At 35.7% G+C, this 14,315-nt stretch carries 13 protein-coding genes; 4 read left to right on the forward strand and 9 right to left on the reverse strand.

The features are described from left to right. Nucleotides 1–89 precede the first annotated feature (89 nt). From O9307_RS08050 to O9307_RS08070, 5 genes are all read right to left on the reverse strand, one after another. Nucleotides 90–656 (reverse strand): outer membrane beta-barrel protein, encoded by a 567-nt coding sequence (locus O9307_RS08050; protein ID WP_298297487.1) that lies wholly within the window; start codon nt 654–656, stop codon nt 90–92. Nucleotides 657–678: 22 nt separating this feature from the next. After that, the gene (locus tag O9307_RS08055) at nt 679–864 is read right to left on the reverse strand and encodes a hypothetical protein (RefSeq protein WP_298297491.1); all 186 of its coding nucleotides are present in this window, start codon (nt 862–864) and stop codon (nt 679–681) included. Nucleotides 865–957: 93 nt separating this feature from the next. Next, complete coding sequence (locus O9307_RS08060; protein WP_298297494.1) at nt 958–1,965, reverse strand: DUF262 domain-containing protein; 1,008 nt, start codon at nt 1,963–1,965, stop codon at nt 958–960. Nucleotides 1,966–1,970: 5 nt separating this feature from the next. Beyond that, entirely contained in the window at nt 1,971–2,573 is a 603-nt protein-coding gene (locus O9307_RS08065) for a hypothetical protein (protein WP_298297497.1), read from the reverse strand. A gap of 746 nt (nt 2,574–3,319) precedes the next feature. Continuing rightward, nucleotides 3,320–4,327: a beta-ketoacyl-ACP synthase III gene (locus O9307_RS08070; protein WP_298297502.1), complete on the reverse strand. Its 1,008-nt coding sequence runs from the start codon at nt 4,325–4,327 to the stop codon at nt 3,320–3,322. A gap of 446 nt (nt 4,328–4,773) precedes the next feature. Between O9307_RS08070 and O9307_RS08075 the strand changes: the two genes are divergently transcribed. Further along, nucleotides 4,774–7,182 carry a prolyl oligopeptidase family serine peptidase gene (locus tag O9307_RS08075; protein WP_298297506.1) on the forward strand — a complete coding sequence of 803 codons (2,409 nt, stop codon included), beginning with the start codon at nt 4,774–4,776 and terminating at the stop codon, nt 7,180–7,182. A gap of 276 nt (nt 7,183–7,458) precedes the next feature. On the opposite strand, the gene O9307_RS08080 is transcribed toward O9307_RS08075, so the two are convergent. From O9307_RS08080 to O9307_RS08090, 3 genes are all read right to left on the reverse strand, one after another. Then, a complete protein-coding gene (locus O9307_RS08080) occupies nt 7,459–8,403 on the reverse strand; it encodes an ABC transporter ATP-binding protein (protein ID WP_298297509.1) in 945 nt (314 codons plus the stop codon). A gap of 130 nt (nt 8,404–8,533) precedes the next feature. Continuing rightward, nucleotides 8,534–9,223, reverse strand: a complete 690-nt coding sequence (locus O9307_RS08085) for an OmpA family protein (protein WP_298297512.1) — start codon at nt 9,221–9,223, stop codon at nt 8,534–8,536. Between the two features lie 106 nt (nt 9,224–9,329). Beyond that, the gene (locus O9307_RS08090) at nt 9,330–9,830 is read right to left on the reverse strand and encodes a lipocalin family protein (RefSeq protein ID WP_298297515.1); all 501 of its coding nucleotides are present in this window, start codon (nt 9,828–9,830) and stop codon (nt 9,330–9,332) included. Nucleotides 9,831–10,013: 183 nt separating this feature from the next. On the opposite strand from O9307_RS08090, the gene htpG reads away from it, so the two are divergent. The 3 genes from htpG to O9307_RS08105 all read left to right on the forward strand — a co-directional run bounded on the left by htpG (nt 10,014) and on the right by O9307_RS08105 (nt 13,378). Further along, the gene (htpG, locus tag O9307_RS08095; protein ID WP_298297518.1) at nt 10,014–11,900 is read left to right on the forward strand and encodes a molecular chaperone HtpG; all 1,887 of its coding nucleotides are present in this window, start codon (nt 10,014–10,016) and stop codon (nt 11,898–11,900) included. Between the two features lie 108 nt (nt 11,901–12,008). Beyond that, complete coding sequence (locus tag O9307_RS08100; RefSeq protein WP_298297521.1) at nt 12,009–12,842, forward strand: hypothetical protein; 834 nt, start codon at nt 12,009–12,011, stop codon at nt 12,840–12,842. A 104-nt stretch (nt 12,843–12,946) separates the two neighbouring features. Continuing rightward, on the forward strand, nt 12,947–13,378 hold the full coding sequence (locus O9307_RS08105; protein WP_298297522.1) for a DUF2721 domain-containing protein: 432 nt from the start codon (nt 12,947–12,949) through the stop codon (nt 13,376–13,378). Here the strand turns inward: O9307_RS08105 and O9307_RS08110 are convergent. Next, nucleotides 13,351–14,313, reverse strand: a complete 963-nt coding sequence (locus tag O9307_RS08110; RefSeq protein WP_298297524.1) for a sodium-dependent bicarbonate transport family permease — start codon at nt 14,311–14,313, stop codon at nt 13,351–13,353. The two genes, O9307_RS08105 and O9307_RS08110, sit on opposite strands and share 28 nt — an antisense overlap. Nucleotides 14,314–14,315 lie beyond the last annotated feature (2 nt).

Consider the following 14,315-nt stretch of genomic DNA (forward strand, 5'->3'; position numbering starts at 1 on the left):
TTAAAATCCTTGGTTTCATTTCCGTAGCTGTTCGCGGTCGAATAAATGAAAATCCAAGTTAATATCTAGGAATCTACGTCACTTAAATATTAGTCTAAAGGAATAGAATATCCAATGGCAAAAGCACCATTAAATTGTTTAGCAGCATCGTGATAATAATACGTAAATCCAACATCAAAATTATGCTTACGACCAAGAGCCAAACCAAAACTTAAAGGCACGTGCATCAAAACGCCGCTTTTTTTGATATTGAATTCGGGTGTGATGGTTTTGAATGAACCCATCGAAGCTCCAATACCGACTTCAAAATAAGGAGCTACCCACGGAATGGGTGCTGCAACACGAGCTTTTCCTCCAAGTACAAAAGCCTTGGTACTAACCTGAAAATCTCCTGGGAATTGTTGGTCTTTGTTATCATCGGGAGAGGTAAGTATAACACCTGCATAAGGACGAAGTCCGAACCATTTGGTTAGATTGTACACATACTCCCCTTGAGCATAAAATCCAGAACCGCTTACATCAATATCTGAATTAGGAAAGCTATACCCAATACCCAACGAAGCATTAAAATAACGCCCCGGTTGCAATTGCGCTTGGGATGAAAAAGAAAAAAGAAAAAAAACGAATGCAACAATAGCACGAAAGGAAAAAGACAAATACTTCATTTTGTGTTGAAAACTAGATAAATGGATTATTATAATTATGTAAACTTATTTTAGGATGAAACATCGTTATGGGCACGAGCGGGACGCTCGCGGTAGCTGAGGGAATTACTTCTTTGAAGTCTTCATAAGTGATTTTCTGTCCGAAAGTCGCAGTCGTAATAGTTAGTAATGCGATGATTGTGAAAATTAATTTTGTCATTTTGATTTTCGTTTGTAAAATTATCGCCAACATTCTGGGAACACAGTGGGATTAATATAATTATTCAAACTTATTTTAAGACGAGACAGGGGGCTAGCGGGAGTTAGTAATATTGACATATTCTTTCAAAATTTCACTCCTTTTAACTCTTGCATTTCTACTATTAGTCCCAGCATACATATTTGCATAGTAAATAGCAAAAACATTTGTATTTCTGTCAGATGCTTTGTTGGCTAATACATTAGCCTCAAATATATTAAGTTGATCAATTATTTCACTAATTAGTTTTCTGCTCCATAATAATTCACAAACGAGTGTAAAGTAATTTGATTTTCTATACCAAAAGGAATCTGTAGTAAGATCACTTTCGTTAATTGATAAAATAGTTCGTGATAACAAGTTGCTCATTTCTTCAAACCTTGGGTACTCGTCATTGTACTGTGCAATATATTTCTCAACTTCATTGTCCGCTGGAAAATATCCACCCTCCTCAATAGTTGCCATAATTAGTAGTAAAAAATGCAAATCAGCCATCCTTGTAAGTTCACTTTCACTAAAAATTGGCACTTTAAATTTTACATTTTTGAAAATTTCTAGTACTTCTTTTGCGCATTTAATAAATTGTCCATCATAGATAGCATTATTAATTTCAATTGCTGTAAGTGTAAATTTAGTAGAGTTTATCCTTTGAAATATCTCAATCATTATTTCTGGATTTACGTCTTTTAGATCACGAACAGTAACATCATAATTTAAAAAATCAGTTTTATCCTCTCCTGACAAATCAGCAAACTTTGGAATTCGCTTTTCGAAATTATGAGTCCCTTCAATATATTTTTTTATTGTCGTTAATCTTTGTTGACCATCTACAACGACATTTTGTGTCGAAAGTGTTTCTAAGTCAATTCCCTTTTGTGATATATATATCTCAGGGAATGGATAACCTTCAAGAATAGTCCTAATGAAATTCTCCATATGCTCTTGTGTCCAAACAAATCCTCGTTGAAACTCTGGCTGCAGAATTAATTCATTTCTTTGAATCTTACCAATTAGATCAGAAATCGTTTTCTTATCAGGTTGTGCTTGTATTTGCCTTGCCATATTTATTATTTTATTTCATTTTGTAATTGAGCTAAACTGCTCTTGTAGTATTTTTCAGCATATGCCTGATTTTTAAATAATCCGGCTTTTACTTTATAATTACCAACCTCAGATTTTCCATACGAAATTTTTTTAAAAAAGTCATCCCATCTTTCTCTCATTTCAACAAACTCTACTGTATTCGAAGGAAGTAAGTCAGGCCTCATCCAACCTGTGCTAAAGTATTTCAAAAATTTTACATATTGGTTATATTGGTCTTTTCTTAAAAATATTTCTCGGAATCTAATCTTATATGTATAATCAGAGATTAACTCAAAATACTGTTCAAATAAATTTTCATTGCAAATTGTAACATCAATATCAGATTCATATGAAAACTCGGTAAATTTATAGGGACTAAATCCAAATCTTGATGAACCTACAATATTAACATCTGTATAACTTATATTAAAATTGTCTGCAATTCGTTTAGAAAAATCGAAATAATCACCATCTCTAAACTGAAATACATAAGGAGTGCCATTAAAAAAATTCCTTTGAATAAAAGTCGTTCTTTCAATATCTGTTGAAAGTTTTAAAAGTTCTGCTCTATAATCCTCTAAAGTCATTTTTAAATTTTGTCTTTTTTATATTTGCAGCTAATTTGTACGTATACTCTTCTAGCTCATCCTAAAAAATACGAATTGAATCAATTGGATTGCTCATTTAGCTCCTCAAATATATCCTTTTTTTCAGCAAAACATATAAAAATTTTCTGAAATCTTCTTACAAAATTTCACCATTGCTTACTGCTTTCTGAGCACTAATAACTGCTAATTTGCCTTGCATGAGGGATGGGAGCGGCATCCTCTTGGGGCGGGGTTCGCCCCAAGAGATATAGCGTACAGCCCGACCCCGAGGTGCAGAGAGTTGTGGTTGAGCAAAATCGTGTGCCTCGGGGACATGCCCAAAATAGGATTTTAAAGGGTATTCAATTGCTGTTTTAGCAGGGCGACTTCGGTGGGGTTGGGAAGTTCGCTGTGGTCGGTAATCGCGGCGGAAGGATAGTACACGGCTCGGGTAGCTCGTGTTTTTTCCAACACGGAGTGAGCCACCGAAACTTGGATGCTTGATTTTTTTTCGGTTTTTAGAAGTAATGATTAGTATTTCTTCGGAAACGGTAGCAAAGATGAGTAAATCCTCAGTAATTAAAACTATAGCAAGTTTTTAGAAAATGGCAACAATTGGTTGCAATGGGATTTTTGGGTGGTGACCAAATTAGGGAAATATAGAAGATCTAACGATAGGAATTAACAAAAAAAAGGTCTAGAACATTTGCTCTAGACCTTTTCGTATGCTTAGTCGTAACTTTAGCTTACCATTTAATAATCGCACTTGCCCAAGTAAAACCACTACCAAAAGCAGCTAAAACCACAGTGTCGCCCGACTTGATTTTTCCTTGTTCCCAAGCTTCAGTCAAAGCAATTGGAATAGAAGCTGCGGTTGTGTTTCCGTATTTCTGAATATTGTTATATACTTGATCATCTCTCAACTTGAATTTGTTCTGAATGAACTGAGAAATTCTCAAATTCGCTTGATGCGGAATCAACATGTCAATATCTGAAACTTCTAAATTGTTGGCTTGTAAGCCTTCGTTGATTACCTCAGCAAAACGAACTACTGCATTTTTGAATACAAATTGTCCGTTCATGTAAGGGAAATAACTTTCGTCATTCGGGTCATTATCGGCCAAAATATCATTTACCCAACGACCACCCATTCCCGGTGCAATAAGCGATAATTCCTCAGCATGTTGCCCTTCTGAATGCAAATGTGTGGACAAAATTCCTTTGGTCAAATCTTCTTCTCTTGACAAAACAGCGGCTCCTGCTCCATCTCCAAAAATTACAGATACACCACGACCACGTGTTGTCATGTCCAATCCTGTTGAATGTACTTCAGATCCAATCACCAAAACGTTTTTGTACATTCCAGTTTTGATGTATTGATCGGCAACTGACAATCCGTACACAAAACCCGAACATTGATTTCGAATATCAATAGCACCAACCGTTTTTAAACCTAAATCACGTTGCACCAAAACGCCTGGTCCTGGAAAATAATAATCGGGACTCAAAGTAGCAAAAACAACAAAATCGATATCTTCTTTGGCAATACCGGCACGCTGAATAGCAATCTCGGCTGCTTTTACTCCCATTGTAGTGGTAGTATCTTCCCCTTTGATAATGTGGCGACGCTCTTTGATTCCGGTGCGCTCTTGAATCCATTCATCATTGGTTTCCATTATTTTAGATAAATCGTCATTTGTAACCACATTCGAAGGCACATAAAATCCTAATCCTGCTATTTTAGAGTGATACATAAGTATTTGTTTTTCATTAAAAATTGAGTGACAAAATTAAACATCTTTTAAAAAGACAACTCACAATTTACTCATTTTTTTGATATAATCATTTTTAACCTAAAAAAATAAGTCCTTCACCTTCTTTAATTTTCTTTAATTTGTGCTATAAATAAGCGAATAAATAAGAATCTTTTGAATGTTCGGTCAGAACATAAGGCCAATGCGATCAAGTTTAAGATAAAATAATTACTACTAATGGATTAATATTTACTTATCCAAAAATCCTCAAAAAAGCAAGAATCAAATCTAACCTCATCAAACCTGAAATCAATAACCAATCGAGCTTGCTTAGCTGACTTTCAGTTTTCAAAAAAAACAATTAAACTTAGAATTGATGTAACATTTTGTGAGGAAATCAGTCTAATTTTATTACATACAAATTCAAATACATAAATCAATACTTCATGAAGTTAAAACTCACCCTCCTGTTTCTAGGTTTCAGTTTTTCTATGATGGCTCAAGAAAACCTGAGCTATCAGAAACCTTCTAAATCCATTTTAGACTTAGCGGATTACGAACGAGCCCCTTCGGTTTCGATGGACACCAAAAAAGAATACCTTTTGCTTTCTTACCGAAACACCTACAAAACGCTTGACGACCTCAACCAAGAAGAATTGCGTTTGGGCGGATTGCGTATCAATCCTATTACCAACATTTCGAGTACAGTAACGTACATCAACAACTTAAAACTTCGAAAAATTAAAGACAAAAACGAAGTTCAAGTGGCGGGATTACCAGCTAATGCAAAAATCAGCAATCTATCTTGGTCACCGAACGACACTAAAATTTTGTTTACAAATACCGCTGCCAATGGTGTAGAACTTTGGGTAATTGACGTGGCTTCGGCTCAAGCCAAAAAATTAACCGAGGCGAATTTGAATGCCAACTTAGGCGCTCCGTTTAGCTGGTTTGGCGACAACGAAACAGTATTAGTAAAACTATTGCCTAACGACAGAAAACCTTTATTGGATGCCAAAAAAGATTTGCCTGCGGGACCAATTATCTCGAATGCTAGTGGTGCAAAATCCCAAAACAGAACCTACCCAGACATGTTGAAAAACAAAAATGACGAGATCAATTTTGAAAACATCATCACTTCTGAATTATACAAAATCACCTTAAGTGGTAACAAAACGCTATTCAAATCGGCAGATATGTTTGCAGGTCAGAGTTTGTCTCCTGACGGGAATTATATTATGATTACTACGATTCAAAAACCGTTTTCTTACATAGTTCCTTTGAATCGTTTCCCAATGAAATCCGTAGTCTATGACAAAAGCGGAAGGGAAGTAAAAATCGTAAACGAAACCCCATTGACCGAAATTATGCCAAAAGGATTTATGGCAGTTCAAAAAGGAAAAAGATCCGTGATGTGGAGAAACGACAAACCAGCTACTTTGGCTTTTGTTCAAGCGCTAGACGAGGGAGATCCAGCAAATAAAGTTGCCTTTAGAGACGAAATGTTTTTATGGGAAGCTCCGTTCACTGCTAATCCAACTTCGTTAGTAAAAACACCGCAACGTTTTAGCGATATTACTTGGGGGAATGACAATGTTGCCATCGTTTCTGACGAATGGTATGACACTAGAAATACCAAAACATATCTTATCAATCCATCGAATCCTTCTCAACAACCAAAAGTAATTACCGACAGAAACTCACAAGACGTTTACGCTGATCCGGGTAATTTTGAAACTAGAAAAAACCAATACAACCGCTATGTTTTGGCTATCGAAAACGACAAAGCTTTCCGTATTGGAGATGGGTACACAAAAGAAGGACAATTCCCATTCATTGACGAATTGAACTTAAAAACATTACAAAGCAAACGTTTGTATACTTCTACTTTTAAAGACAAAAAAGAAGATTTAATCGAAGTAGAGGATTTCAAAAAAGGAACGGTTTTGGTACAAATTCAGTCCAAAAACGATTACCCAAATTACTATTTTAGAAACATCAACCAAAAAGACAAACTCACTCCTATCACCGACTTCAAAAATCCATTTGAAAGCATTAAAAATGTGAGCAAAGAGGTAATCAAATACAAACGTAAAGATGGTGTAGAATTATCTGGAACCTTGTACTTGCCTGTTGGTTATGACAAAGCCAAAAAAGAAAAATTGCCGTTACTAATTTGGGCCTACCCTGCCGAATACAAAGACAAAAACAGCGCGGGACAAAGTACTCAAAATCCTAACGAATTTACCTTTCCTAACTATGGTTCGTTTGTGTATTGGGTGACCAAAGGCTATGTGGTTTTAGACGACGCTTCGTTCCCAATTATTGGAGAAGGCAAAACCGAACCTAACGACAACTTTATTTCTCAACTAGTAGACAATGCTGAAGCTGCCATCAATGCGGTTGATGCTTTGGGCTATATCAACAGAAAAAAAGTAGCTGTAGGTGGGCACTCCTACGGTGCTTTTATGACCGCTAATTTATTGACACACTCCAATCTTTTTGCTTGTGGGATTGCTCGAAGCGGCGCTTACAACAGAACGTTAACTCCTTTTGGTTTCCAAAGTGAGCAACGTAATTATTGGGAAACCCCTGAGGTATACAATACGATGTCGCCTTTTATGCACGCAGACAAAATGAAAACTCCTTTACTATTAGTTCACGGAGAAGCAGACAATAATCCTGGTACTTTTACTTTGCAAACAGAACGTTATTTCCAAGCCATAAAAGGATTGGGTGGCCCAGCTCGTATGGTAATCCTACCTAAAGAAAGTCACGGTTACGCCGCCAAAGAAAATATCTTGCACTTGCTATGGGAACAAGACCAATTCTTAGAAAAGCATTTGAAAAACTAAGGCTTTTGACGAACTTAAAATAAAAAAATAACCACATAGAATCATAGATTAATGATCACTAGCCAAAGAAAAAATAGAAATAGCACTATTTTACACATAGAATATCTATGTGAACAGTAAAACGTCTATTTTTTCTTTAATAAAGCTATAAATTCTATGTTTCTATGTGGTAAAAAAATAATTTCAACCAAAGTGCAAAATACATAAATTCAATTTGGTGCAAAAAAAAGAGACAACCCGAAAAGTTGTCTCTTTTTTTATACTCTCAATTAGAAGTTACATAATTTTCAATAGTACCTCTTGGTTCACTTCTAATGCGGTTTCGTGTTCAAAGAAAATGGCTTTTCTATCAAAAGCGGCTTTAATTAGAAAACGGCTTCCTTTAAAATAGGATTGTTTGACCACCGCTTTCACCGTTCCAACTGGAGAGACCTTCAATTGATGCGGATACAGCAACACCATTTCATCCTCACCCTCAATCGGCATTAATTGCGACATTCTCAATTCGTTGACTTCTCCAAATAAAGAGGCCACATACTTATTAATCGGAAATTGATAGACTTCTGCAGAAGGTGCTTTCTCAATTATTTTCCCTTGTTGTAAAACGATGGTTTCATCAGAAAAAGAGAGTGCATCGGTACTATCGTGCGTAGCAATAATACAGGTAATTTCTTTTTTCTTTAAATAAGCGAACAAATTACGACGTAAAGCGTTTTTTCTAAAATTATCAATATGGCTAAACGGTTCATCCAATAACAACACCTGAGGTTCTACCGCCAAAACCTTGGCTAAGGCTACGCGTTGTTGCTGTCCTCCACTCAAATCTTTGGCGCGCACTTTGGCATACTCTGTCATTTCGACCATTTCGAGTAACTCTTGAATACGCAACTTTTTTAAAGGCATAAAACCATTAGACAAGAACTTGCCTACATTTTCGGCTACCGTTTCATAAGGCATCAAATCAAAATCTTGTGCCAGATATTTCATAAAGGGCATCCCCGGAATCAAATTGTATTTGGGGCCTAGCACACGTGTCTTATTAAAGAAAATTTTCCCTTCATTTAAATCATAGATACCATAAATAAGTTTCAACAAAGTACTTTTGCCACAACCGCTCTCGCCAATTAGTGCAATATTTTGTCCTTTTTCTACGGTAAAATCAACATTCTGAATAATCGCTTTGTCTGTATAAGCGAAGGAAATATTTTGAACTTCAAGCATTATTTATTGTATCATTAATAAAAAACAAAGATAGTGGCTTTAGAAAAAATAAGCGGTTGAAAATTTCATTTTATATAAAAAAAAGCTGTCTCCAAAGAAACAGCTTTTTAGCTTACTTTTCTATATCGAATTATTGACCATTTTTGGCATCTTGAATCATTTTGGCATTGGCGGTAATCGCAAATTCAACTCTACGGTTTTTGGCCATACCTTCTGGTGTATCATTTGGAGCAATGGGGTCTGCAATTCCAAAACCTGAGGTTTTAAAACGGCTGGCGGCTAGTCCTTTTCCAATCAAATAGGTTTTTACGGATTCGGCTCTTTTTTGAGATAGGGTCAAATTGTACTCTGGTTTTCCTGAACTATCAGTGTACCCGAAAATTTCGATATTAGTATCTCCATATTCTTTAAAAACAGGAATTAGTTTATCTAAATTGGCTTGCGCTTGAGGAGTCAAACTCGATTTGTTCAAATCAAAACGCACAGCATTTTCATTTAATGTCAAATGAATTCCTTCGCCAACACGCTGTACATCAGCACCTGAAATAGCTTGACTGATTTCACGAGCTTGCTTGTCCATTTTGTTTCCAATCAAGGCTCCAGCTCCTCCGCCAATAGCAGCTCCAATAGCAGCTCCTAGGGCAGCATTTCCTCCTTTTCCTAAATTATTCCCAAGGATTCCTCCAATTATTGCGCCGGCTGCTACACCAATTCCCGCTCCTTTTTGCGTATTATTGGCATTTTTTACAGAAGTACAAGCTGTAAATAAACTGCTGAATAGAAATAGTGCTGTCAAACTTAGTATGGTGATTTTTTTCATAGCTGTAAAATTTATTTAATAGCGGTCATATATCGTATCGCCTTTATTTATGGGTGTTTGTTTTCAACAAACCTGTTGTTAATGGCGATTTCATGTGTCCTAAAAATTAGTTAGTTCTTTTAAAATGATAAACAATGTCTTTTTGTTGTCCCGCAACATCAATTTTATCGATAAGTTCGAAAGTTGTCTCGGTTTGATTGGCTACTTTCAATAAAAATCCGGATTGCACGGTTTTGGATTTTACACCTGCCTCTACAATTTTCAGGACAAACATTCCTTCATTATTGATACTCCAAACAATGGGCGAAGAAAACGAGGTACATCCAGCTCCAGCCAATGCCATACTTCCTTTGTTGTTGTTGGAAATGAAATTCCAAGTACTACCAATAAAGCATTTCGAATCTGCAATATTGAATGAATTTACTTTAAAATACTCAGAACCGGGATACGTAACATTTGTAATTTGCCAATTTCCTTTGATGGCTACTTGTGACTTCTTGTCCAACTTGGTTGCTGCAACAGGAGCGGTGGGGGCAACTGCTGGGGCACTTGACTTACAGGCAAAAAACAAAAAAACAAAGGTGCCCAATAGAATAAATTTCCTCATAAATATAACTGGTTTACTATTAATTCATTAGCAAATATACAATTCAAAAAATTGCTATAACACGAATATTTGTGTTTTTAACAAAAAAAATAACAGTCGTGACATTTTGTCAATATTATGACAAATGGTATTCTATTTGAAGAACCAATTAGCATTAAATTAATCTTTAAATTTATAAGCAGTATGACAACAGGTAAAATTAATGTTTCAGTAGAAAACATCTTTCCTCTAATCAAAAAGTTTTTATACAGTGATCACGAAATTTTCTTGCGTGAATTGATTTCAAATGGAACCGATGCTACTCTAAAATTAAAGCACCTAACGAGTATAGGAGAAGCTAAAGTAGAGTATGGCAATCCAATCATTGAAGTTAAAATTGACAAAGAAGGAAAAAAAATTCACATCATTGACCAAGGTCTTGGAATGACTGCTGATGAAGTAGAAAAATACATCAATCAGGTGGCTTTTTCTGGTGCAGAAGAGTTTTTGGACAAATACAAAGATTCTGCTAAAGACTCCGGTATTATCGGTCATTTTGGTTTAGGATTCTACTCTGCCTTTATGGTGGCTGAAAAAGTAGAAATCTTCACCAAATCTTACAAAGACGAACCAGCCGCTCACTGGACTTGTGACGGTAGCCCAGAATTTTCACTAGAACCTTGCGACAAAACCGACCGCGGTACTGAAATCGTGTTGCACGTTGCAGAAGATTCTTTAGAGTTTTTGGAAGAAAGCAAAATCAGAGAATTGTTGAACAAATACAACAAGTTCATGCCGATTCCAATTAAATTTGGAACCAAAACTGAAACGCTTCCTAAACCTGAAGATGCTCCAGAAGATTATACTTCAGAAACTATTGAAGTTGACAACATCATCAACAACCCAAATCCAGCTTGGACCAAACAACCTGTAGATTTAAAAGATGAGGATTACAAAAACTTCTATCGCGAATTGTATCCAATGCAATTTGAAGATCCGTTGTTTCACATTCACTTAAATGTTGATTATCCTTTCAACTTAACGGGTATTTTGTATTTCCCAAAATTAGGAGCTGATTTACAAATCCAAAGAGATAAAATTCAATTGTTCCAAAACCAAGTTTACGTAACCGATAACGTAGAAGGTATTGTTCCTGAATTCTTGATGATGCTTCGCGGAGTAGTTGATTCACCAGACATTCCGTTGAACGTTTCTCGTTCTGGACTACAAGCTGATGGTGCTGTGAAGAAAATTTCAAACTACATCACTCGTAAAGTGGCGGATAAATTAAAATCTTTGTTCAACGAAAACAGAGCCGATTTTGAAGCCAAATGGAACGACATCAAAATTGTATTAGAATACGGAATGCTTTCTGAAGACAAGTTCTATGAAAAAGCAGGAGCCTTCGTATTGTATCCAACGGTAGATGATAAATATTTCACGCTTGACGAATTAAAAGAAGCCATCAAAGAAAACCAAACGGATAAAGATGGTAAATTGGTAGTATTGTATGCTGGAAACAAAGAAGCACAACACTCTTATATCGAAATTGCTAAAGACAAAGGGTATCAAGTATTGTTGCTAGATTCTCCAATCATTCCTCACTTGATTCAAAAATTAGAATCTGACAATAGCGGATTAACTTTTGTTCGTGTAGACTCTGACCACATTGATAATTTAATCAAAAAAGAAGAAACTGCGATTTCTAAATTATCTACAGAAGAACAAGAAAGTTTGAAAACGGTAGTGGAAACTATCGTTCCAAAACAAACGTACACTGTTCAGTTAGAAGCTTTGGATAGCAGTGCAGCGCCATTCATCATCACGCAACCAGAATTCATGCGTCGTATGAAGGAAATGAGTCAAACTGGTGGCGGTGGAATGTTCGGAATGGGTAATTTCCCAGAAATGTACAACTTAGTAGTGAACACCAATTCTGATTTGGCTACTAGCATTTTGAACAACGAAGACAAAACCGTTCAAGAAAACTTGGTAAAACAAGCTTTAGATTTAGCGAAACTATCTCAAAACTTATTGAAAGGGGAAGCTTTGACTGCCTTTGTAAAAAGAAGTTTTGAAATGATTAAATAAAATTTTCAAACCTAATGATTAACCTGCAAATCAAGATTTGCAGGTTTTTTTTTGGGGCAATTCATTTGTTTTATTACTTTTAGCATACCAAATCAAAACACAACTTTTATGAAAAATTTCTCATTAGCTTTTTGCGCATTACTCGTTATTTCGTTCACTTTTAATTCTTGTACTAAAGACGAAGTTGTCAACTTTACCGATACCAATTCAATTGTAGCCTCAGCCACTATTGATGGGATTAACGAATTAGATTTCCAAACAGGAACTCAAGTTACTTTTGAAAATGCATTATCCAAAACTACAAGCGCTTCCAATGTTAAATCCTTACTAGGTGCCTGCGCTGTCGTTACTATCGATAATGTAACCCCCAATTCTTTTCCAAAAATAATTACAATTGATTTTGGAACTGGCTGCACCACCAACGGGATTACCCGAAAAGGAAAATTAAAAATTACTTTATCTGGATTAGTAAGCACACCAAAGTCAACCATGAAAATTGAACGAGAGAATTATTATGTAAACGGGATGAAAGTAGAAGGTGTCATTTTATATACTAACGAAACCACCACAGCTGCTATCCCACAATGGAGCCGAACCATTACGAATGGTAAACTAACTAGCGTAGATGGATCCGTATATTTTAACTCAGGCAGCCATACCATCAGACAAACAGAAGGCGCAAATACTCCATTAATACTAGCCGACAATACATACGAAATGATTAGTGGAGACCATATGGTGAGTAAAGAAAACGGTGCTAAGTTGACCCTTTCGGTTGCAGTTCCTTTGGTAAAAAAATACGATTGTAATTATGTTTCCAAAGGGAAATTAAATGTAAAAGGACCATTATTAAACGGAACCCTTGATTATGGGAATGGCGAATGTGATAATAAATTAACTTATACCCACGAAAATGGTATGGTTTTTAACTTAACCATGTAACATAAACTTATAAACTAAAAATCTTCGTTTCAGTCTATAATTGAAACGAAGATTTTTTTTTTTTGAAACAAAACCAAAGTTAACCGACCTTTGTAATAAAAAAGATGACCTTACAAATAGAAACCCCAGCACTACTATTCTCTGCAACTTCCTTGATTTTATTGGCTTATACCAATCGATTTTTAACTTTAGCCACAATCATTCGTGGGTTAAAGAAAGCTTACAAAGAAAAAGAGAACAGCATGATTTTATTAGAAATTAAAAATCTTAATTTGCGGTTAACGCTAATTCGGTACATGCAAATGGCAGGCGTAATGAGTTTATTTCTATCTGTTTTCGCCATGTTATTGCTGTATCTTAACCAACAAATTGCTGGGATTTACTTATTCGGTTTTAGTTTATTCGCCTTATTGGTCTCTTTGGGATTATCGTTTTGGGAAATCAATATTTCAGTTGACGCTTTACGTCTTCATTTGAGCGATCTAACACAAAAAGGAAAAACCAATGATTATCCTGCCATTACGATGCATAAATAAATTGGCATTCCAAAAGTAATATTGAAAGGAAACGTAACTGCTAAAGCCATTGGCAGAAAGAGACCAGGATTCGCCTTAGGTACCGCAATTTTCATAGCTGCTGGAACGGCAATGTAAGACGCACTTGAAGCTAATACGGCAAATATGAAGCGATTCCCTACATCTTCCGTTACCAACTGACTCATATAAGCCACTGCACTTCCGTTGATTAATGGAATGATAACTGCAAAAGCAAAGCTGAACCAACCACTTTTAAAGAAGTCCCCTAATTTTCTTCCGCTTACAATCCCCATATCCAAAAGGAAAATGGCTAAAAATCCTTTAAAAATATCAGTAGTAAAAGGTTTTATGCCTAAAGCTGCTTTATCACTAGCTAACAAACCGATGATCAAACTACCAATGATCAATAATACACTACCGTTAGTAAAAGAGTGCTTAATGATGGGGCCAATTTTAGAATCAACAGCTGTTTTTTTAGAAAAAATTTGAATTAAAATTACACCCACTATAATTGCTGGGGCTTCCATCAAAGCCATGACAGCTACCATGTGCCCACTAAAGTTTAGGGATTGCATTTCTAAAAAAGAGATAGCCGTCACAAAAGTTACCGCGCTTACCGAACCATAGGCAGCTGCTATAGCACCAGAATTTTCGTTACTGAATTTTTTCTTTAAAATAAAGAAGGTATACAATGGAATAAATGTAGAAATAACCATCCCGAAAACGACTGACCAAATGATTTCAATCGAAAAATCACTATGAGCCAATTCTTGTCCACCTTTAAAACCTATCGAAAAGAGCAGATAAAGCGAGATAAACTTTGAGGTGTTATTAGGAATTTCTAAATCGCTTTTTAGATAAACGGCAATAATACCTAATAGAAAAAAAAGTAAAGCGGGATTGGTAATGTTTTCAATTAATAAGTCTAAATTCATTG

Source organism: Flavobacterium sp. (assembly GCF_027531905.1).
Lineage (GTDB): Bacteria > Bacteroidota > Bacteroidia > Flavobacteriales > Flavobacteriaceae > Flavobacterium.